The 19,418-nt window shown below is 74.1% G+C and carries 17 protein-coding genes; 13 read left to right on the top strand and 4 right to left on the bottom strand.

Annotation, left to right across the window (positions count from 1 at the left end; translation table 11 throughout):
* Nucleotides 1-33: 33 nt before the first annotated feature.
* Together IEZ00_RS14700 and IEZ00_RS14695 are read left to right on the top strand one after the other, a co-directional pair.
* Nucleotides 34-1,440: an amidohydrolase family protein gene (locus IEZ00_RS14700; RefSeq protein ID WP_189223766.1), complete on the top strand. Its 1,407-nt coding sequence runs from the start codon at nucleotides 34-36 to the stop codon at nucleotides 1,438-1,440.
* Nucleotides 1,437-2,666: an MFS transporter gene (locus IEZ00_RS14695; protein WP_229795656.1), complete on the top strand. Its 1,230-nt coding sequence runs from the start codon at nucleotides 1,437-1,439 to the stop codon at nucleotides 2,664-2,666. The genes IEZ00_RS14700 and IEZ00_RS14695 overlap by 4 nt, the downstream gene beginning before the upstream one ends.
* Here the strand turns inward: IEZ00_RS14695 and IEZ00_RS14690 are convergent.
* Nucleotides 2,663-3,676, bottom strand: coding sequence for a LacI family DNA-binding transcriptional regulator (locus IEZ00_RS14690; protein ID WP_189223765.1), 1,014 nt, complete (start codon nucleotides 3,674-3,676; stop codon nucleotides 2,663-2,665). The genes IEZ00_RS14695 and IEZ00_RS14690 overlap by 4 nt on opposite strands.
* Before the next feature lie 194 nt (nucleotides 3,677-3,870).
* Between IEZ00_RS14690 and IEZ00_RS14685 the strand changes: the two genes are divergently transcribed.
* The 3 genes from IEZ00_RS14685 (at nucleotide 3,871) to IEZ00_RS14675 (ending at nucleotide 8,664) form a co-directional block, all read left to right on the top strand.
* Nucleotides 3,871-4,947, top strand: a complete 1,077-nt coding sequence (locus tag IEZ00_RS14685; RefSeq protein ID WP_189223764.1) for a serine/threonine-protein kinase — start codon at nucleotides 3,871-3,873, stop codon at nucleotides 4,945-4,947.
* A 154-nt stretch (nucleotides 4,948-5,101) separates the two neighbouring features.
* On the top strand, nucleotides 5,102-7,384 hold the full coding sequence (locus IEZ00_RS14680) for a M20/M25/M40 family metallo-hydrolase (protein WP_189223763.1): 2,283 nt from the start codon (nucleotides 5,102-5,104) through the stop codon (nucleotides 7,382-7,384).
* Nucleotides 7,385-7,452: 68 nt separating this feature from the next.
* Nucleotides 7,453-8,664 carry a cytochrome P450 gene (locus tag IEZ00_RS14675; RefSeq protein ID WP_229795654.1) on the top strand — a complete coding sequence of 404 codons (1,212 nt, stop codon included), beginning with the start codon at nucleotides 7,453-7,455 and terminating at the stop codon, nucleotides 8,662-8,664.
* Nucleotides 8,665-9,266: 602 nt separating this feature from the next.
* On the opposite strand, the gene IEZ00_RS14670 is transcribed toward IEZ00_RS14675, so the two are convergent.
* The gene (locus IEZ00_RS14670; protein ID WP_189223762.1) at nucleotides 9,267-10,232 is read right to left on the bottom strand and encodes an aldo/keto reductase; all 966 of its coding nucleotides are present in this window, start codon (nucleotides 10,230-10,232) and stop codon (nucleotides 9,267-9,269) included.
* Nucleotides 10,233-10,431: 199 nt separating this feature from the next.
* Here IEZ00_RS14670 and IEZ00_RS14665 point away from each other — a divergent pair, with 199 nt between their 5' ends.
* Both IEZ00_RS14665 and IEZ00_RS14660 read left to right on the top strand, forming a co-directional pair.
* Nucleotides 10,432-10,581, top strand: coding sequence for a hypothetical protein (locus IEZ00_RS14665; protein WP_189223761.1), 150 nt, complete (start codon nucleotides 10,432-10,434; stop codon nucleotides 10,579-10,581).
* Between the two features lie 187 nt (nucleotides 10,582-10,768).
* Nucleotides 10,769-11,980 carry a helix-turn-helix domain-containing protein gene (locus IEZ00_RS14660; RefSeq protein ID WP_189223760.1) on the top strand — a complete coding sequence of 404 codons (1,212 nt, stop codon included), beginning with the start codon at nucleotides 10,769-10,771 and terminating at the stop codon, nucleotides 11,978-11,980.
* Between the two features lie 84 nt (nucleotides 11,981-12,064).
* Here the strand turns inward: IEZ00_RS14660 and IEZ00_RS14655 are convergent, their stop codons facing one another.
* Nucleotides 12,065-13,300, bottom strand: a complete 1,236-nt coding sequence (locus IEZ00_RS14655; protein ID WP_189223759.1) for an MFS transporter — start codon at nucleotides 13,298-13,300, stop codon at nucleotides 12,065-12,067.
* Between the two features lie 106 nt (nucleotides 13,301-13,406).
* Between IEZ00_RS14655 and IEZ00_RS14650 the strand changes: the two genes are divergently transcribed.
* The 6 genes from IEZ00_RS14650 (at nucleotide 13,407) to IEZ00_RS14625 (ending at nucleotide 18,052) form a co-directional block, all read left to right on the top strand.
* Nucleotides 13,407-14,204, top strand: a complete 798-nt coding sequence (locus IEZ00_RS14650) for a hypothetical protein (RefSeq protein ID WP_189223758.1) — start codon at nucleotides 13,407-13,409, stop codon at nucleotides 14,202-14,204.
* Between the two features lie 67 nt (nucleotides 14,205-14,271).
* Complete coding sequence (locus IEZ00_RS14645) at nucleotides 14,272-15,738, top strand: aminotransferase class I/II-fold pyridoxal phosphate-dependent enzyme (RefSeq protein WP_189223757.1); 1,467 nt, start codon at nucleotides 14,272-14,274, stop codon at nucleotides 15,736-15,738.
* Complete coding sequence (locus tag IEZ00_RS14640; RefSeq protein ID WP_189223756.1) at nucleotides 15,735-16,535, top strand: MBL fold metallo-hydrolase; 801 nt, start codon at nucleotides 15,735-15,737, stop codon at nucleotides 16,533-16,535. Before IEZ00_RS14645 ends, IEZ00_RS14640 begins: the two co-directional genes overlap by 4 nt.
* Nucleotides 16,536-16,662: 127 nt before the next feature.
* Nucleotides 16,663-17,091 carry a DUF1360 domain-containing protein gene (locus IEZ00_RS14635; RefSeq protein ID WP_229795653.1) on the top strand — a complete coding sequence of 143 codons (429 nt, stop codon included), beginning with the start codon at nucleotides 16,663-16,665 and terminating at the stop codon, nucleotides 17,089-17,091.
* 2 nt (nucleotides 17,092-17,093) lie between these two features.
* The gene (locus IEZ00_RS14630; protein ID WP_189223754.1) at nucleotides 17,094-17,528 is read left to right on the top strand and encodes a DUF2243 domain-containing protein; all 435 of its coding nucleotides are present in this window, start codon (nucleotides 17,094-17,096) and stop codon (nucleotides 17,526-17,528) included.
* On the top strand, nucleotides 17,525-18,052 hold the full coding sequence (locus IEZ00_RS14625) for a cupin domain-containing protein (RefSeq protein ID WP_189223753.1): 528 nt from the start codon (nucleotides 17,525-17,527) through the stop codon (nucleotides 18,050-18,052). Before IEZ00_RS14630 ends, IEZ00_RS14625 begins: the two co-directional genes overlap by 4 nt.
* On the opposite strand, the gene IEZ00_RS14620 is transcribed toward IEZ00_RS14625, so the two are convergent.
* Nucleotides 17,950-19,418 (bottom strand): tetratricopeptide repeat protein (locus tag IEZ00_RS14620; RefSeq protein WP_189223752.1); only part of this gene is annotated, 1,469 nt, incomplete at its 5' end. The two genes, IEZ00_RS14625 and IEZ00_RS14620, sit on opposite strands and share 103 nt — an antisense overlap.

The raw sequence follows: 19,418 nt of genomic DNA, 5'->3' as shown, positions 1-19,418 counted from the left end.
CGGATCAGCACTGTCGAAGAAAGGTCGCACCACGTGGACAGCTCGAACCAGGAGCGGATTCTGATCAAGGGGGCGCACGTCCTGACCCAGGACGACCGGCTCGGCGACTTCGTCGGCGACGTCCTCGTCGCGGACGGGCGGATCGCGGCCGTCGGCGAGTCCGTCGACGCCGACGGCGCCCAGGTGGTCGACGGGACCGGCCACGCCGTCCTGCCCGGCTTCATCGACACCCACCGGCACGCCTGGCAGGGGGCGTTGCGCGGCCTGGGGCCCGCGTGGACCTACCCGGAGTACCGCGAGCACGTCCAGATCCGGCTGGGACCGCACCTCGAACCCGAGGACGTCCGGATCGGCAACACGGCCGCCGATCTCATGGCCCTCGACGCCGGGATCACCACGATCCGCGACGAGTCCCACATCATGAACAGCCCGGACCACGCGGACGCCGCCGTCCAGGCGCACTGGGACTCGGGCATCCGCTGCGTGTTCGACCACGGCTGGCCCTCCACCGAGGCCGAGTCCTGGCAGTTCGGCAGCGGCAGGCTCCACCCGCCGGACATCCGGCGGGTCCGGGAGTCCCTGCTGCCGGACGACTCGGCGCGGGTCACCCTGAACGCGATGCTGCGCGGGCCCGAGCTGGCCACCATGGACGTCGCCCGCCAGGACATCGCGCTGGCCCGCGAACTGGGCCTGCGGATCAGCATGCACGTCGGGCTGGGGGAGTGGGGCGCCCGGCAGCAGGCGATCCGGCAGCTCGACGAGGCGGGCCTGCTCGGACCGGACATGACCTTCATCCACTGCTGCACCTCCACCGACGACGAGCTGCGCCGCATCGCCGAGCACGGCGCGAGCGCATCGGTCGCGGCCGCGCTGGAGGTCTTCATGCCCGGTCTCGGCCAACCCGCGACCAACCGGTTGCTGGCGGCGGGCGTGCGGCCGAGCCTGAGCGTGGACGTGGAGTCCGCCGTCGCCGGGGACATGTTCGGCGTGATGCGCGCGGCACTGGCCTACCAGCAGCTGGTGCGCGCCGGAGCAGGAGGTCCGCTGGACCGGGCGGACGCCGCGATCACCACGTTCGACGCGCGGGACCTGCTCGCCTTCGCCACCATCGAGGGCGCCCGCGCCTGCGGGATCGACGACCGGACCGGCAGCCTCACCCCCGGCAAGGAAGCCGACCTGATCATGATCCGGCTCACCGACCCCAACCTGCTGCCCGCGACCGACATCCCGGCGGCGATCGTCACGTCCGGGCACGCGGGCAACGTCTCCCTGGTGCTCGTCGCCGGGCGCACCGTCAAGGCCGACGGCGTGCTCCGCGGTGCGGACACCATCGCGGAACAGGCCGCCCGATCGCGCGACCGCGTCCACCGCGCCGCGATGCGCTCCGCGGTGAGGCCCTCCGTGGGCAGGGCCGGTGCCGGGGTCGGGGCGTCGTCGTGATCGGAGCCGAGGCGCCCACGGCCCGTCCCGCTCCGGCCGCGCGCGGGCTGCGCGGCACCAGGGCCGCCGTCGCCGTCTCCGCCGCGTTCGGCGTGACCATGATCGGCGTCAGCCTGCCCACCCCGCTCTACGCGCTCTACAGCCGGGAACTCGGGTTCGACGGCGTCGTGGTCACCCTCGTCTTCAGCACGTACGCGGTCGGCGTCGCCGCGGCGCTGGTGCTGTTCGGGCCGTTGTCCGACCAGTTGGGCAGGCGCGCGATCCTGCTGCCCGGTCTCGCGCTGGCGGCGGCCAGCAGCGCCGTGTTCCTGATCCCGCACAGCCTGCCCGCGCTCTTCGCGGGCCGCTTGCTCTCCGGCCTGTCCGCGGGCGTGTTCACCGGCACGGCCACGGCGATGCTGGTCGACCTGGCCCCACCGGGACGGAAGCGGCACTACAGCCTGGCCGCGGCGTCGGTGAACATGCTCGGCGTCGGCCTCGGCCCGGTCGTCGCCGGTGTCCTCGCCGAGTTCGCCCCCGCACCGCTGGTCGTCCCCTACCTGGTCCACCTCCTGCTCGTGCTCTGCGCGGCGGTGGCGCTGCGGGCTGTCGCCGAGCCGCGACCACGGGCGGCGGGACCCGTGCGCTGGCGTCCGCAGCGGATGGGCGTGCCTCCCGCCGCGCGTCCGGCCTTCGTCCGCGCGGCCACCGGCGGCGTGGCGGGCTTCGCGGTGCTGGGCCTGTTCACCTCGGTCTCCCCGGCTTTCCTGAGCCAGGTCCTGGGGATCACCGACCACGTCTCAGGCGGGCTCGTCGTGCTCGCGCTGCTGGGCACCTCGGCGGCCGGGCAGGTGGCGTCGGCACGGCTGGCCGAGCGCTCGGCAGCCCTGGTCGGGACGAGTGCGCTGCTCGTCGGCGTCGTCCTCATCGGGCTGAGTATCGCGGCGGTGTCGCTGTTCCTGCTGCTGGCGGGCGCGGTGGTGGCGGGAGTCGGCCAGGGCATGAGCTTCCGCGCCGGTCTGGACGCGGTGGGCACCGCCGCGCCGGAGGAACGGCGCGGTGAGGTCACTTCGAGCTTCTTCCTGGTGCTCTACGGCGCGATCTCGCTCCCCGTCATCGGCGTGGGCGTGGCGGCGCAAGCACGGGGCCTGGTGTGGGCGGGCGTGCTGTTCACGGGTGCGGTCGCCTTGGTCGCCGCGGTCGCACTGGTCATGCTGCTGCGGCGCGGTGACGAGACAGCGTCCTAAGAGGACGGAAGTGGTGTGGCCGTGCGGGGCGGGGCGGTGCTGGCGCGCGAGGTGAGCCGGGGCGGGAGCAGGCGCACGCGGGCGGGAGGGGCGGCGCTCATGGCCAGCTCCACGGCCAAACCGCCCAGCTCGGCCGACGGGATGTCGACCGAGCTGAGCGGCACCGCCTGGAACTCGGCCATGTCCGCCGGGCAGACCGCCAGCACCGAGATGTCCTCGGGCACCCGCAGACCCCGTCGCGCCAGTTCGGGCAGCAGCGGCCCCAGCACGGCCTCGTTGTGCACCACCAGCGCCGTGACGCCCTGCCCCAGCACGTCGTCCAGGCACGCCCGCAACCCGTCGTAGGAGGGCGGGCAGGGCCGCTCGGCCGCCCGCACCGCGCGCTGCGCCACCGCCGCCCGGAACCCGCGCAGGAACCGTCCCGCGTAGCTGGTCCCCCGCGCGTAGACCGCAGGGGAAGGCCCCACCAGCGCGATGGCGCGGTGCCCCAGTTCGGCCAGGTGCCCGACGCAGGCCGCGCCCGCCGCGGTGAAGTCCAGGTCCACGCAGGCCAGCCCGTGTGGCTCGTCGGGCACCCCGATCAGCACGGCGGGCAGCGGCAGCGACCGCAGCACCGGCAACCGCGGCTCGGCGGCCTCGACGTCCATCACGATGACCGCGTCGGCCAGCGCCGACCCGGCCACCCGGCGCAGCCCGTCGGGCCCTTCGTCCTCGGTCAGCAGCAGCACGTCGTGGTCGTGCGCCCTGGCCCTGGTCACCACACCGCCGACGAACTGCATCACCACGGGCACGTTGACGTCCGCCCGCAGCGGCGCCACCAGGGCGAGCACGTTGGTCCGGCTGCTGGCCAGCGCCCGAGCGCCCGCGTTGGGGTGGTAGCCCAGCTCGCGGATGCTGCGCTCCACCCGCCGCCGCGTCCCCTCGGAGATCGAGCGCTTGCCCGACAGCACGTAGGAAACGGTGCTCGGCGAGACTCCCGCCGCGCGGGCGACGTCGGCGATGGTGACCACCACGCGATCATAGGTCCACCGGCCGGACCTGCGCCGTCCACAGTGGATCGCGCGGTCCTGCGTCGTCCGCCGAGGACGAATCCGGCTCACCTGCTGCCGGGAGGACGTGGGAGCGCCGCGGTGATGCGGCCCGTTTGCCGTCGCCGATCGCCGGGCACCCGAGGGCGTCCAGTCCGCGATCGAGAGGTGCGACCGTGTCCCCGTCCGTCTCCGCGACCGACAGCCTGGTGGCTGCTCGCTACCGGCTGGTCGACGTCCTGGCCAGGGGCGGCGCGGCCGACGTGCACCGCGCCTGGGACACGCTGCTGCGCAGGCACGTGGCCGTGAAGGTGTTCCGGCGCGGTGCCGACCCCACCGCGAGCCTGCGGTTCGACAACGAGGTGCGCACCCTCGCCGGGCTGTGCCACCACGGTCTGGTGTCCGTCTACGACGCGGGCACCAGCGACCGGACGCCGTTCGTGGTGCTCCAGCTGGTGGAGGGGCACACGCTGCGGGAGCGGATCGCCGAGGGGCCGATGGCGTTGGAGGAGGTGCGCAGGCTCGGTGCCCAGGTGGCCGACGCGCTGGCCCACGTGCACGCCAACGACGTGGTGCACCGCGACGTCAAGCCGTCCAACGTCCTGCTCGACGAGGAGGGCCGGGCTTACCTGGCCGATTTCGGCTCGGCCCGCGCGGCGGGCGCGGGCGGACCGACCGGCCTCGACCGCGTGGTGGGCACTCCGTCCTACCTGGCGCCCGAGCAGGTGCGCGGCGAGGAGGCGGGGCCGCCCGCCGACGTCTACGCCTTCGGCCTGGTGCTGCTGGAGTGCCTGACCGGGCGGCGGGAGTACGACGGCGACGAGGTGGAGGCCGCGGTGGCCCGCCTGCGCCGCCCGCCCGCCATCCCCGACGACCTGCCCGAGGACTTGGCGCGCCTGCTGGCGTCGATGACCTCGCTCTCGGCGAGGCGCCGGCCGGGCGCGGCGGAGTGCGCACGGGTGCTGCGCACCGGCGGCAGCTGCTTGGACCAGGTGTTCCCCGTCCTGCTGCGGGACGAGGAGGACGCGGAGGTGCCGCAGCCCCGGCTGTCGAAGCGGGCGCTGCTGGCGTCGGCGACCGCGCTGCTGGGCGCGATCGGCGCGTCCTGGGTGGTGGCCCCCTCCGAACCCGCCGCGCCGCCGCCCGACTCCGGGATCACGGCACCTGGGGCACCTCAGCAGCAGGCGGCCGACACGGCCGTGGACGCGGACCAGCCCGTGCGATTGCGCCAGCAGGGCACCAACGGCCGCTGATCCCCTCCCACATCCCGAACCGAGCGTCCACGCACCCCGAACCGAGCGTTGGGACACCACGAATCGAGCGTTCGTGACGCCGGGTAGTAGTCACCTGCCGTTGTGAACGGGTCGGGTAGTACTTGCCGGTGCGGTTCGGGGTTAGTGTCGGTGGATGGGCGACGGGGCGGTCCGCGCGAATTCCTCCTGGCTGGTGGCGGTATTGCTGGCGGGGATCGCCGCGGTCGGCGTGCTGGCCGTGCTGGCGTTCCGCCCACCCGCCCCGGTGGGCGCGGACGCGCCCGCCGAACGGTTCTCCGCCGGGCGCGCGGAGGCCCACCTGCGCGAGATCGCGGTCCGGCCGCACCCTATCGGGACGGCGGACAACGAGCGGGTGCGGCGGTTCGTCGCCGACACCGCCCGCGACCACGGCGCGGAGGTGACAGTCGAGACCGGTGAGGTGGTCTCGCGGTGGCGGCACGTGTTCCGGGCCGCCACCACCCACAACGTGGTGGCGCGCGTGCGCGGCGACGACCCGGCGGTCAGCGGCGGGAAGGCGCTGCTGCTGGTGTCGCACTACGACTCGGTGGCCACCGGGCCGGGCGCGGCCGACGACGGCGCGGCGGTCGCGGCGATGCTGGAGACCATCCGGGTGCTCACCTCTTCCGGGGGCGTGCGCAACGACGTGGTCTTCCTGTTCACCGACGGCGAGGAGATGGGGCTGCTCGGCGCGCGGGAGTTCGTCGCGCGGCACGGAGTCGACGACTACGGCGCGGTGCTCAACTGGGAGGCGCGCGGCAGCGGCGGCCCGGTGTGGATGTTCCAGACCGGCGCGGACAACGGGCCGCTGATCTCGGCGTTCGGCGAGGCGAGCGCACGGCCGGCGGGCAACTCGCTGGCCCACGAGATCTACCGGGTGATGCCCAACAACACCGACTTCACCGTGTTCCGCGACGCGGGCGCGCGCGGCCTCAACAGCGCCTTCCTGGAGCACGTGCACGACTACCACTCCGAGCACGACGACCTGGAGCGGCTGGACCGCGGCAGCCTCCAGCACCACGGCGACACGATGGTGGGACTCGTGCGCGTCCTCGGCGACCGCGACCTGCGGGAGGCGGGTGGCGCCGACGCGGTCTACTTCGACCTGTTCGCCCGCGTGCTGGTGCACTACCCGGTGTGGTCGGCGGTGGTGCTGGCCGCGCTGACGGCGGTGGGCCTGGTGGCGCTGCTGGCGCACGCCGCGCGACGCGGGCAGGTGCGGGTCGGCGCGGTTCTGCTGGTCTTCGGCGTCGCGCTGGGCACACCGGTCGTGGCGGCGCTGCTGTCGTGGGGCGCGTGGTGGGTGATCACCCTGCTGAGGCCGGGGCTGGCGTTCCTGGCGCTGTCCGAACCACACGACCGGGGCTGGTACGTCGCCGGGTTCTCGCTGCTGGCGCTGGCCGTGCTGGTCGCGGCGGTCCGGCTGCTGCGGCGGTGCTCCCGCGCCGAGCTGCTCGGCGGGGTGCTGCTGTTCACCTGCGCGCTGCTGGTGGTCGCCGCGGTCCTCGCGCCCGGTGCCGGTTTCCTGTTCCAGTGGACGTTGTTGGCGGGCCTGCCCGCGCTGTGGTGGGCGATCCGCGAGCGGCCGGACCGGGGACTGTCCGCCGCGCCGCCGCTGGTGGCCGCCGCGCTGTTCCCGCCGCTGGTGGGCACCCTGCTGATCGCGCTGGGGATGCCCCTGGTGGCCGCCGGGGTGGCGGTCGCGCTGCTGGGCGGGGTGCTGCTGGTGCCGCTGCTGGGCGCGTTGCCGCGGACCGGGCCGCTCGCGGCGGCCTGTGCGGTGCTGGCCGTCGCCCTGCTCGGTGTCGGCGTGCGGACCGCCGAGTTCGGGCCCGACGAGCAGCGGCCGGACTCGTTGGTCTACCTCCACGACACCGCGACGGGGCAGGCGAACTGGCTGTCCAGCGACCCGGAGGTGGACGCCTGGACCGCCCGCGTGCTGGGGGAGCGGCCGGAGCGGGTGGACCTGTCGGACCGCTACGCGCTGCTGGCCGACCCGGTGCTGCGGGCTCCCGCGCCGGTGCTGCCGCTGCCGCCGCCGTCGGTGGAGGTGCTGGCCGACGGCACCGCGGGTGATGTGCGCTCGGTCCGGTTCCGGGTCGTCCCGCACGCGCAGGCGTGGCGCACGCAGGTGGCGCTGCCGCGGGAAGGGCTGCGCGCCTGCCTGGTAGCGGGCAAGCGGCTGGAGCCGACCGGGGGCGCCCTGGTGCTGGAGCTCTACGGCGCGGGCGGTGGCGCGGAGCTGACCTGCGAAGCCGAGGCGGACGCGGTGCTGGAGGTCGAGGTGGTCGACCACTGGGCGGGGCTGCCCGCCGAAGCCGCCGCGATCGTCGGCCCGCGCCCGTCCGACGCGATGCCGGTGCAGTCCGGCTCCCGCGCCTTCGACGGGGCGCTGGTGCGCCGGGTGATCGAGATCTAACCCAAATGTCCTATCGTTGGATGATGGGTTGACGCATTAGAGTCCTCGTTCGTCACTGAAGGTGAACGGTGTTCGGGGGCTGTGTGATCGAGGACGTCGTCGAAGAGGTCCGCGAGTTCGACCACTTCGACCCGGCGGTGGCCGGGCGGATCCACCAGTTGACCGCCGCGCTGCGCGAGCACCGCCCGGTGGCGCGCAGCGAGCGGCACGGCGGTTTCCACGTGCTCACCGGCTGGGCCGAGATCGACGAGGTGGCCAAGGACGACGACCGGTTCAGCTCGGCCGTCGAGGGGCTCGGGGCCACCATGGTGCTGCCCGGCGTCGAACGGGTGAACGCGCCGCTGTTCGAGACCGACCGGCCGCAGCACACGGTGTGGCGGCGGGCGATGCAGCCGTTCTTCACCCCGCAGGCCGCCGCCGCTCACGAGCCCTACATCCGCGAGGTGACCCGCGGCGTGCTGGCGCCGTTGCGCCCGCGCGGCTCCGCCGACCTGGTGGCGGAGTTCGCCAACCGGGTGCCGCTGCTGGTCACCGCCGCGTTGCTGGGCGTCGAGCGGGACCGCCGCGAGGAGTTCGGCGACCTGGCGCGGGCGACCTTCGGCGCGACCTCAGCAGAACAGGCGCGGCGGGCGGGGGAGCGGTTCGCCGCCTTCCTGGCCGAGCAGATCGCCGCGCGGCGCGGCGCACCCGCGCGGGACGTGCTGACCGCCGTGGTCAACACCGAGGTCGACGGCCGCCGCGCCAGCGACGCGGAACTGCTCAAGCACGCGTTCCTGATGGTCGCCGCGGGCCACCTGACCACCACCGACACCATCGCCAACACCGCGCTGACCCTGGCCACCGACGCGCGGCTGCGGCAGCGGGTGACCGCCGACCGGTCGCTGATCCCCGCGCTGGTGGAGGAGAGCGTGCGGCACGAGTCCGCCGTCGCCGCCACCGGCCGGACCACGCGGGAGGACACCGAGGTCGGCGGTGTCCGGCTCACCGCGGGCGAGCGGCTGCTGCTGCTGTGGGGCAGCGCCAACCGCGACACCACCCGCTTCCCCGACGGCGACCGGTTCCGCCTGGACCGGGGACGTGCGCCGCACCTGGGCTGGGGGGCCGGGGCGCACCGCTGCCTGGGGATGCACCTGGCCAGGACGCAGCTGCGGGTGGTCTTCGACGAGCTGCTGGACGCGATCCCCGGTTTCACCGTGCCGCCGGGGTTCACCCCGACCAGGACCTTCGGCGTGATCCGCGGGGTGGTGTCGCTGCCGGTGCGCTGGCCGGTCGAGGGCTGAGCGCACCACCACCGCACCACCACCGCACCGCCACCGCACCGACGGGCCCGGTGTGGGTCGAACCCCGCCGACCGCGCGAGGTTCGACCCGTGACCGGTCAGTTCCAGGGGGTGGCCGGTTGGTCGTCGATGGCTACCCAGAACCGGCCGACGTCCCCCGCCGCCCACCAGCCCCAGCCGCCGTTGCCGTCGTGGTGCTCGCCCATCCGGTAGCCCGCGCCGATAAGCGTCCGTGGAGACGTCCGCGCCGACCAGCACCGGATCGCCGCCCCAGTGGTTGTCCCTGACCGTCCACGTCATGCCCGTGCACTCGTCGTCGGCGTTCGCGGCACCGACCGCCTGGGTGGCGCCGGTGATGACCAAAGCTGGCGCGCCCGCCACGATCGCCCGCCATCTTCGCCGCATGGGACGCGCTCCTCGCCGCGGGTTCGGGCTTCCGAAACGTAGGGAGGAAGCGCAGGCCGCACAACGCGGGTCAGTTGGGTCCGGGCTCCGGTTGGCACAACCACTCCACGCGACCGCCGGGACCGACGGAACGCAACCGGGCCGCCGCCGCGACGGGTCGACGCGGTACGGGGTTCCGCGGGCCGTGCCCGGAAGCGGTCACGGCACCGGCGCGGCGGCGTCGAGCAGTCCGGCGTCGCGCAGGTCGGCCCACAGCGCGGCGGGCAGGGGCGCGGCGAGGGCCGCCGCGTTCTGCGCCACTTCCTCCGCGGACCGGGCGCCCACGACGACGCCGACCACGGCGGGATGCCCGAGCGGGAACCGGATGGCGGCCTGCGGCAGCGTCGCCCCGTGCCGACGGCACACCTCGGCGATGGCGCGGGCGCGGGCGAGCACGTCGGGCGGCGCGTCCGCGTAGTGGTACTTCGCGTCGTCGGGCACCACCTGCCGCGCCAGCACGCCGGAGTTGAACACCCCGGCCGCGACCACGGCCACCCCGCGCTCGGCGCACGCGGGCAGGAACGACGCCAGCGCGCCCTGCTCCAGCAGCGTGTAGCGCCCGGCGAGCATCACCACGTCGGGATCGGCCTCCCGGACGAACCGCTCGGCCACCCGCCAGTCGTTCACGCCCACCCCGACCGCCCGCACCACGCCCCGCGCCCGCAGCTCCACCAGCGCGGGCCACCCCTCGGCGAAGGCCCGCTCCCGTTCCACGGGGTCCTCGACCAAGTCCACGTCGTGCAGGTACAGCACGTCGACCCGGTCCACGCCCAACCGCTCCAGCGACGACTCCAGCGAGCGGCGCACGCCGTCGGCGCTGAAGTCCCACACCCGGCGGTGGGTCGACGGCACGGCGAACCCGGTGTCCACCCCGGTGCCGGACGCGGGTTCCAGCACCCGCCCGACCTTGGTCGACAGCACGAACTCCGACCTCGGACGCCCGGTCAGCGCCGCGCCGAGCCTGCGCTCGGACAGGCCGAGGCCGTAGTGCGGCGAGGTGTCGAAGTAGCGCACGCCCGCCGCCCACGCCGCCTCGACCGCGCCGAGCGCGTCCTCCTCGGAGACCTCCGCGTACAGGTTGCCCAGCGGCCCGCCGCCCAGCCCCAACCGCGACAGTGGGATCACGCCTGCCCCCAGGTGTCTCGATCACGATCCGTCGCCACCACGGTGACCCGGGACGATCTTCGGCGCAACGCGGGAGTGCTTCACGCGGGAGCCGCGCGCCGTGGCCCGGAGGATGGCCGTCGCACCGACCGGGTGAACCGGCGGGGCCGTTAACAAGCAGTTAAGCCCCATCGGCCGGACGCTCCTAGCGTCGCCCGACATGGTCGTCATCCTCGCGTTCCTGGGTGCCGTGGCTCTGTTCGCCGTCATGTGGTGCGCCCACCACGCCTATCGCGAGGTGCTGCGCCGCCGCCGAGCGGCCCCGGTGCGCTGCGGCCCGGACCCGCTGCCACGCCACCCGGCCCGGTGAGCGGCCCGGTCTTGCCCGGCCGGGCGGGTGGCGCGGCGCGATCCGGGGCGAACGTGCGACGCCAAGTGACCAGGTCGTCCCACGAGCGGGCCAGCCCTCCCGCGGCGCGCTGGACACCCTGTCACCCGGACGATGCGCCCGATCCGACCTGGCTACTCTCGCAAGCGGCACTGGGAGGTGGGTGCGCATGACCGACGACAGCCACATCGGCCGCCGGCTCCGCGAAGTGCGTTCCTGGCGGCGGCTCTCCCTGACCGCCGCCGCCGAGCTGGCCGGGATCACCCCGGCTTACCTGTCCATGATCGAGCGCGGTCTGCGCCCGGTGACCAAGCGGTCGACGCTGGAGGCGCTGGCCGACGCACTCCAAGTCGCACCCACCGAGCTGAGCGGCTCCCCGTTCGCACCGACCGACGCCGCCGATGCCGAGGCCCACGCCGCGATCCGCGAGGTCGAAACCGTCCTGTCGACGGTCGACCTGGGCGTGGACCCCGGTGGTGAACCCGCACCGTGGCCGCAGCTGCGCGACCGGGTGATCCACCTCAACGCGGTGCTGCGCCCGGAAGCCGACTACGCGGCGCAGGGGCGTGTGGTACCGGGTCTGCTGCTCGACCTCCACACCGCCTACGTCCACCACCCCGCCCACCGCCGCGCGGTGCTGGTGGGCCTGCTGCACGCCTACCACGCCGCGGCCGTGCTGACGAAGAACCTGGGGGTGCGCGGCCTGCCCCTGGTCGCCGCGCGCTTGGCGCAGCAGTGCGCGGAGGAGCTGGATTCCCCGGAGTGGCTGGCGTTCGCGGTGTGGTTGCGCGGCAACGTCGCCGGGGCGCAGAGCCGTGCCCACCAGCTCGCCGCCTCCGTGCGCGGTGCGGACCGGCTGATCGGCTCCGACGGGGCCAACGCGCTCCAGGCGCGCGGAATGCTGCACTTGAACGCGGCCTTGGCCGCCGCCTCGATGCGCGACGCCGATACCGTCCGCACGCATCTGGACGAGGCCGCCGCCCTGGTGGAGCGCCTGCCGGAGCAGCGCGAGAACTTCGCGTTCCTCCACTTCGGCCGCCCCAACCTGGGTGTGTGGCGGGTGTCGCTGGCGACCGAGCTGGGACAAGGCGCGAAGGTCGCCGAGCTGGCCCGCCTGGTCGACCCCGATGAACTGCCCGCCAAGGCCCGGCGCGCGGTCTACTGGACCGACCTGGGGCGGGCGCTGCTCACCGAGCGCGTCACCGTGGACCAGGGCATCCGAGCGCTGGTGACCGCCGAGTCCATCGCCCCGCAACGCGTTCGCAACGACGTGTTCGTGCGCGAGGCTGTCGCCGACCTGCTGCGGCGTGCCCGGCGTGACGCGGCTGGGCGGGAGCTGCGCGGCCTGGCCTGGAGGATGGGCGTCGCACCGACCGGGTGATCTCCGGCATCGCGACCGAGCGCGCCCGCCGGACCGGCGCGACCGCGCGGCACCGGTCAGGCGGCACCGGTCAGGCGGAGGTGGTCAGGCGGAGGTGGGCTGGCCGGTGGCGGGCTGGTCTGAGGTGGGCTGGTCGGCCGCGGCGAAGTGGCGCCACGCGGTGGCCGTCAGCACGACCATCACCGTGAAGGCGACCCAGGTGGGCGCGGTGATGCCGAACCACGCCGCCAGCGCCCCGCCGAGCAGCGCCCCGATCGCCGAACCACCGATGACCAGCAGGAAGTAGGCGCTGCCCACGCGTCCGCGCAGCTCGTCGGGGACCTCGCGCTGCCGCACCGAGTGGGTGACCACGTTCCACACCACCGCGTGCACGCCGAACAGGCCCATGGTCGCGCCCGCGACCCACGGTGAGCGCGCCAGTGCCAGCGACAGGTGGGTGCTGGTCTCCACCACCAGACCCGCCCGCAGCACCACCGAGGGGCCGAAGCGGGCGATGACCCTGGCCGCGATGAGCGTGCCCACCACGCCACCCACCGCGGAAGCGCTGAGCAGCAGCCCGTACCCGGCCTCACCGAGCCCCAGCCGCTCCCGCGCGTACAGCACCAGGACGGCCAGCACGCCGGTCAGTGCCACGTTCATCAGGCACAGGCACAGCGCGATCACCCGCAGCACCCGGTGCCGCCACAGCCAGCGCAGGGCGTCACCGATCTCGGACCGCACCGACCGGCGCGGGGCGGGCGCGCGGGCGGGCACGCCCCGCACCGCGGCGACCAGCAGCGCGGACAGCGCGAAGCTCGCCGCGTCGAGGCCGAACGGCAGCGCGGCGGCGAGCACGAACAGCGCACCGCCCAGCGGGGGACCGGACAGCTGGTTGCCCAGCAGGTTCACCGCCATCAGGCGGGCGTTGGCGCGCGGCAGCTCCGCCGGGCCGACCAGCGAGGGCAGCATCGCGCCGGAAGCGTTGTCCGCCAACGTCTCCCCGGTGCCCAGCAGGAACAGGCAGGCGTAGACCACGGCCACCGAGGCGTGACCGGTGGCCACGGCCAGCGCGAGCGCGGCGACCACCGCGGCGCGGGCGAGGTCGACCACCACGACCAGCTTGCGCCGGTCCAGCCGGTCCACGAACACACCGCTGACCAACGAGAACAGCAACCACGGCAGCTGCTGGACGAACACCGCGCCACCGATCAGCAGCGGGTCGTCGGTCAGCGAGGCCAGCAGCAGCGGCCCGGCGGCCAACGCCATCCCGTCGCCCACGTTGGACACCGCCTTGGCCAACCACAGGCGGGTGAAATCCGGACCTAGTCGAGTGGAACGCACGACAGACGACCCTAACGACGATCACCCGGTGGGACAGGGGTTTTCCGGACCCCTGTCTTGGCCGCCTGGCCTGAACCCGCGTCACGAGCGGCTCGTACCCCTCCGCATGACACGTGCGCATGAGATGCCCCGACGCGGCAACCGCTTGCTGGTGGTCGGCCTGGTCGGCGCCGCGGCGCTGACCTCGGCGATGGCGGTGGCGGCGCTGGCCACCGGCGCCGAGCCGGTGGCGGCAGGCGTGGTGTGCCCGAACCCGGTCGACGAGCTGCCCGCCATCCCGGCGGGCGCGCGCATCCAGGTCGAGCGCGAGCTGTCCGCATTGGACCAGCAGGTCGCGGAGGCCAACGAGCGCTTGGTCTCCACGGCGGGCCAGGGCGGCCCGAACTTCGCGCAGAACGCGATCCTCGGGCCGCTGCGCGACAAGCGCGCCGCGACGCTGGAGCGCATCGCCATCGCGATCGGCAGGGAAGCGGACCGACCCGAAGGGCTGGAGCAGTTCGCGACCTGCGCCCTGCTGGGCGAGGGGGAGCAGCCCGCGCCGACCACGACCACCACCGCCAGGGAGACGACCAGCACGACCGCCGCGCCCGAGCAGGAGCAGGACGACGTGGCCGCCCGGATCGCGTGCCCGGACCCGACGGGCGCGCTCCCGGCGGTGCCGCAGGCCGCGCGCGCCGAGGTCGAGCGCGAGCTGGCCAACCTGGACCGGCAGGTGGAGGAGGCCAACGAGCGGCTGGTCAGCACGCGCGGCCAGGGCGGGCCGAACTTCGTCGACAACGCCATCCTCGGGCCGCTGGAGAGCAAGCGGGCCGCCGCGCTGGACCGCATCGAGATCGCCATCGGCCGGGTCTCCGACCAGCGACCCGGCGGGCTGGAGAGCTTCGCGGAGTGCTCCCTGGGCTGACCGGGGGAGGTGGGTCCCGCCGACAGGTGGCGGGTTCAACACCGGCCGATCGGGCTACTCCGAGGGCATGGACCACAACCGGGCACCTGTTCTGGAAGCGTTGCAGTCCTTCCGCGAGCACGGCTACGTGCCGTTCAACCCGCCGGGGCACCGGCAGGGCCGGGGAGTGGACCCGCGGGTGCTGGAGGTCGTGGGCGAGGCGGTGTTCGCCTCGGACGTCATCTCCCTCAACGGCCTGGACGACCGCCTGATGAGGGGCGGCGTCATCGAGCAGGCGCAGGAGCTGATGGCCGACGCGGTCAACGCCGAGCACGCGTTCTTCTCCACCTGCGGCAGCTCCCTGTCGGTCAAGAGCGCCATGCTCTCGGTCGCCGGGCCGCACGAGAAGCTGCTGGTCGTGCGGCACGCGCACAAATCGGTCATCTCCGGGTTGATCCTCAGCGGCGTCTCGCCGGTCTGGGTGTCACCGCACTGGGACGAGCAGCGGCACCTGACCCACCCGCCGGACGCGGACGAGGTGCGCCGGGCCTTCGAGGCCGAGCCCGACGCCAAGGGGATGCTGCTGGTCACCCCCACCGACTACGGCACGTGCGGTGACATCCAGGCCGTGGCCGACGTGTGCCACGAGTTCGGCAAGCCGCTGATCGTGGACGAGGCGTGGGGCGCGCACCTGCCCTTCCACCCCGGCCTGCCGCCGTGGGCCATGAACACCGGCGCCGACCTGTGCGTGACCAGCGTGCACAAGTCCGGCGCGGCGGTGGAGCAGAGCTCGGTGTTCCACCTGCAGGGCGATCGCATCGACCCGAACGTGCTCAAGGCCCGCGAGGACCTGCTCGGCACCACCAGCGCGACCTCCCTGGTCTACGCCACCCTGGACGGCTGGCGCAGGCAGATGGTCCAGCACGGCGAGCGGCTGCTCGGCGCGGCGCTGGCACTGGCGGAGTCCACCCGCGCGGCGGTGCACGCCCTGCCGGGGCTGGAGGTCATGGGCGAGCGCGAGTTCGTCGGCCCGGACCTGGCCGCGTCCATGGACCCGCTCAAGATCGTGGTCGACGTGTCCGGACTGGGCATCAGCGGCTACCAGGCGGCGGACTGGCTGCGCGAGCACCAGCGCGTCACCCTGGGCCTGTCCGACCACCGGCGCGTCGTCGCGCACTTCACCCACGCCGACGACGAGCGCACCGCGACGGTCCTGGTCGACTCGCTGCGGGCGCTGACGCGGGCCGCCGAGACGATGCCCACCCCCAAGCCGGTGGACCTGCCCTCACCTCGGGAGCTGCAGCTGGAGACCGCCATGCTGCCCAGGGACGCCTTCTTCGCCGAGGTCGAGCAGGTCGACGCGGACCGGGCGGTCGGCCGGATCTCCGCCGAGATGATCACCCCCTACCCGCCCGGCGCGCCCGCCGTGCTGCCCGGCGAGGTGATCACCCGCGAGGTGCTGGAGTACGTGCGCAGCGGCCTGGCGGCGGGCATGGAGATCCCCGATCCGGCCGACTCCGGGCTGAACAGCGTGCGGGTGGTGGCGAAGGGGTGACCAACTCGCTGCTGTTCGTCGGCAACGCCACCACGGTGTTGCGGCTGGGACCGTTCACCCTGCTCACCGACCCCAACTTCATCCGCCGCGGCCAGTGGAGCTACTTCGGCCAGGGCCTGGTCTCGCGCAGGCTGCGCGACCCGGCCATCGGCGTGGACGAACTGCCCCCGCTGGACGCCGTGGTGCTCTCCCACCTGCACGGCGACCACTTCGACCGGGTCGCCAGCCGGGAGCTGGACCGCCACCTGCCCATCGCCACCACCGGGCACGCCGCCCGGCGGCTGGGCAGGCGCGGCTTCCGGGAGCCGGTGGGGCTGGCGACGTGGGAGCGGTTCACCCTCACCAAGGGCGCGGCCACGCTGACGGTGACCGCGCTGCCCGGCAGGCACGCGCGGCACCCGCTGCTGCTCAAGGTGCTGCCGCCGGTCATGGGCTCGCTGCTGGAGTACCGGGCCTCGCCCGAGGCCACGCCGCTGCGGATCTACCAGAGCGGCGACACGCTGGTGCACGAGGACCTGCGCCAGATCCGCGAGCGCTACCCGACCATCGACGTCGCCCTGGTGCACCTGGGCGGCACCAAGGTGCTGGGCGTCCTGCTGACCATGGACGGCAAGCAGGGCGTGGAGCTGGTGGAGCTGGTGCGCCCGCGGCACGTCGTGCCGATCCACTACGACGACTACGGCCTGATGAAGTCCCCGCTGTCGGACTTCACCGCCGAGGTCGAACGCCGCAGGCCCGCCGCGGCCGTCCAGTACGTCGGCCGAGGCCAGACCTACACCCTGCCCGAGCCCGCCTGACCCGCGGGCGTTTGGGGCACGACGAAGGGGTAACTCCTCGCCCATGTCGCTCGTCAGCAGTTTCTACCGAGTTCGCGCCGCTTATTCCGGGGAGGACGACCGCCCACTGGCGGGCTACCTCGCCTCCATGGGGACCTACGCCGGGTTGGTCGGGCTGGCCGCGGCGGTGGGCAGGCGCCGCGGCGCCCGGCTGCCCGAGCGCTTCTCGCTGGCGGACACCGCCCTGCTGGCGGTGGCCACCCACAAGGCCAGCAGGTTGCTGACCAAGAGCTCGATCGCCAGCGCGCTGCGCGCCCCGTTCACCCGCTACGAGGAGCCCGCGGGCGAGGCGGAGCTCAACGAGTCGGTGCGCGCCGACAACGGCGTCCAGCACGCGGTGGGGGAGCTGGTGACCTGCCCGTTCTGCACCGGCGTCTGGATGGCGGGCGGCCTGACCGCCGGCCTGGTGCTGGCCCCGAGGGCCACCCGCCTGGTGATCACCGCGCTGACCGCCGTGGCGGGCTCGGACTACCTGCACCTGGCCTACGCCGCCGCCAAGAAGCACGTGGCGGAGTAGCGGTGAACCGCGGCGCGCTGGTCCTCGGGCTGGGCATCGGGGGGTTCATCGACGGCATCGTGGCCCACCAGCTGCTGGGCTGGCACCACATGCTGTCCGGCTGGTACCCGCCCGACACCCCGGAGAACCTGCACCTGAACATGCGCGGGGACGGGTGGTTCCACCTGCTGTGCCTGGTCCTGGTGCTCGCCGGGACCGCGCTGCTCAACCGCTCCACGCCGCTGCCCGCCCGAGTCCTGTGGGGTGGGGTGCTGGCGGGCTGGGGCGTGTTCAACCTCGTCGAGGGCGTGGTCGACCACCTCGTCCTCGGCATCCACCACGTTCGCCACGGACCGTCGCAACTGGCCTACGACATCGGGTTCCTGGTGCTGGGCGTGGTCCTGCTGCTCGTGGGCGCCCTGCTCGCCCGTTCCACTACCGGAGGTGTTCGCCGATGACCGACCTGCCCTTCGACCCGCCGACGGGGACCCTGCCGCCCCAGGAGCTGGCGGCCATCGCCAAGGCCGTGGCCGAGCAGCCCTCGTTGTGGGAGGAGTGCCTGGAGTACAGCCGCGAGGAGCGCACCTACACCGACGTGTTCACCAACGAGCACATCGGGGTGTGGGCGATCTCGTGGATGGAGGACGACCACGACACCGGCTACCACGACCACGACCGCTCCTGCGGCGCGGTGCACGTGGCCCGCGGCGCGATCCGGCACGAGCAGCTGCGGCTGGGCGAGAAGCCGACCGGCCAGGCCGTGCCCGAGGGGGAGAGCTTCCAGTTCGACAACACCTACATCCACCGGATGCGCCGCGAGCCCGGCGCCGGGCCGACGGTGACCATCCACGCCTACTCGCCGCCGCTGTCGCACACCGGTCAGTACGGCCAGCAGCACGACGGCCTGCTGCACCGGACCCCCACGCCGTCGGAGGAGCAGTTGATCCCGCACGGGGGACAGGGCACGCCCAGCGACGGCTGACGGACCGCCGCGGCGGGGAGCGCGGACAACTGCTCCCGCACCGCCGCGACCTCCGGGGAACCCAGGAGTCGAAGCATGGTCAGGGCGCTGTGCAGGGTGGCGCGGGCCGCGTCGGTCCGCCCCAGCGCCTGGTGGGCGGCGGCCATGAAGCGGAGCGTGCTGGCCTGGGTGAAGTGGTTGCCCCGCCGCTTGCACAGCGCCAACGCCTGCCGGTAGTGCTCCAGCGCCCGCTCCGGCTCGCCCACCCCCGAGCAGGCGCGGCCCAGGCACTCCAGGACGTGGGCGTGGCCGTCCGGATCGGTGCCCAGTGCCTCGAACAGGCGCAGCGCCGCCAGGCAGTGCGGCAGCGCCTCCCGGTGCTCGTCGAACTCCAGGTGGCACCAGCCGATGTTGTTCAACGACTTGGCCTGCCAGTTGCGGTAGCCGCCCCGCTCCGCCAGCTCCAGCGCCGCGCGGGTGTGGTCGAGCGCCTGCGCGCGGTCGCGGACGAGGACCCCGAGGTAGCCCAGCGCGTAACGGGTGTGGGTGCGTCCGTAGTCGTCGTCGAGCTGCTCGAACAGATCCAGGGCCCGCGCCAGGTGCTCGCCCGCCGGAGCGAACCGCTTCAGCCGGATCGACGCCCGCGCCAGGAGGCGGTGCGCCATCGCGAGGGCGGCGGGATCCCCCCATCGCCGGGCCGCGTCGAGCGCTCGGTGCGCGGTGTCGGCGAAGTCGCGCCAGTGCCCGCGCCGGTCGAGGTAGGTGGCCATGGCGCGGGTCAGGCGGAAGGTGTGCCGGTCGGCGCCCGCGGCGGCGCTCTGCGCGACCACGGCGAGCAGCGCGGCGTGCTCGTCGGCGAACCAGGCCAGCGCCTGCTCCTGGGTGCCGATGTCGTGGACGGTCACACCCGCAGGCGGTGGCGTGATGGCGAGCGGTTCCCACGGCGAACCCATGTGGCTGTCCGCGACCGCGGCGGTGTGCGCGTAGTGGTCGAGCAGCCGGTGGGCGGCGGCCTCGCGGACCGCCGCGGTCTCCCCGGCGTCGCACCGCTCGCGGGCGTAGATGCGCAGCAGGTCGTGCACCCGGTACCGGTCGGGCTTGTCGGGCTCCACCAGGTGCGCGCGCGCCAGCTCCCGCACCAGGCCGCGCACGCGGTCGACGCCGGTGCCCGCCAGCGACGCCAGCGCGGCCAGGGGCAGGTCCGGGCCGGGGTGCAGGCTCATCAGGCGGAACAACGACGCGGCGGGCGCGCTGAGCGCGTCGTAGGACCACGAGAACACCGCTTTCACCGCGAACCCCGGCTCGCCGCTGGCCAGGGCGTCGAGGCGGTCGCGCTGGTCGCGCAGCTCCGCGGTGAGCGCGCCCAGCGGCAGGTGCGGTTCACCGT

The organism is Saccharothrix coeruleofusca (assembly GCF_014648515.1).
In the GTDB taxonomy this organism is placed as follows: domain Bacteria; phylum Actinomycetota; class Actinomycetes; order Mycobacteriales; family Pseudonocardiaceae; genus Actinosynnema; species Actinosynnema coeruleofuscum.
Note: the sequence above shows the minus strand (reverse complement) of the source record. Positions and strands in the feature narration are given on the sequence as shown.

Coding starts and splice junctions, on each gene's coding strand:
- IEZ00_RS14650 (WP_189223758.1), top strand. CDS start 13,407: ATGACACGTGCGCATGAGATGCCCCGACGCGGCAACCGCTTGCTGGTG.
- IEZ00_RS14635 (WP_229795653.1), top strand. CDS start 16,663: ATGGGGACCTACGCCGGGTTGGTCGGGCTGGCCGCGGCGGTGGGCAGG.
- IEZ00_RS14680 (WP_189223763.1), top strand. CDS start 5,102: ATGGGCGACGGGGCGGTCCGCGCGAATTCCTCCTGGCTGGTGGCGGTA.
- IEZ00_RS14660 (WP_189223760.1), top strand. CDS start 10,769: ATGACCGACGACAGCCACATCGGCCGCCGGCTCCGCGAAGTGCGTTCC.
- IEZ00_RS14625 (WP_189223753.1), top strand. CDS start 17,525: ATGACCGACCTGCCCTTCGACCCGCCGACGGGGACCCTGCCGCCCCAG.
- IEZ00_RS14665 (WP_189223761.1), top strand. CDS start 10,432: ATGGTCGTCATCCTCGCGTTCCTGGGTGCCGTGGCTCTGTTCGCCGTC.
- IEZ00_RS14645 (WP_189223757.1), top strand. CDS start 14,272: ATGGACCACAACCGGGCACCTGTTCTGGAAGCGTTGCAGTCCTTCCGC.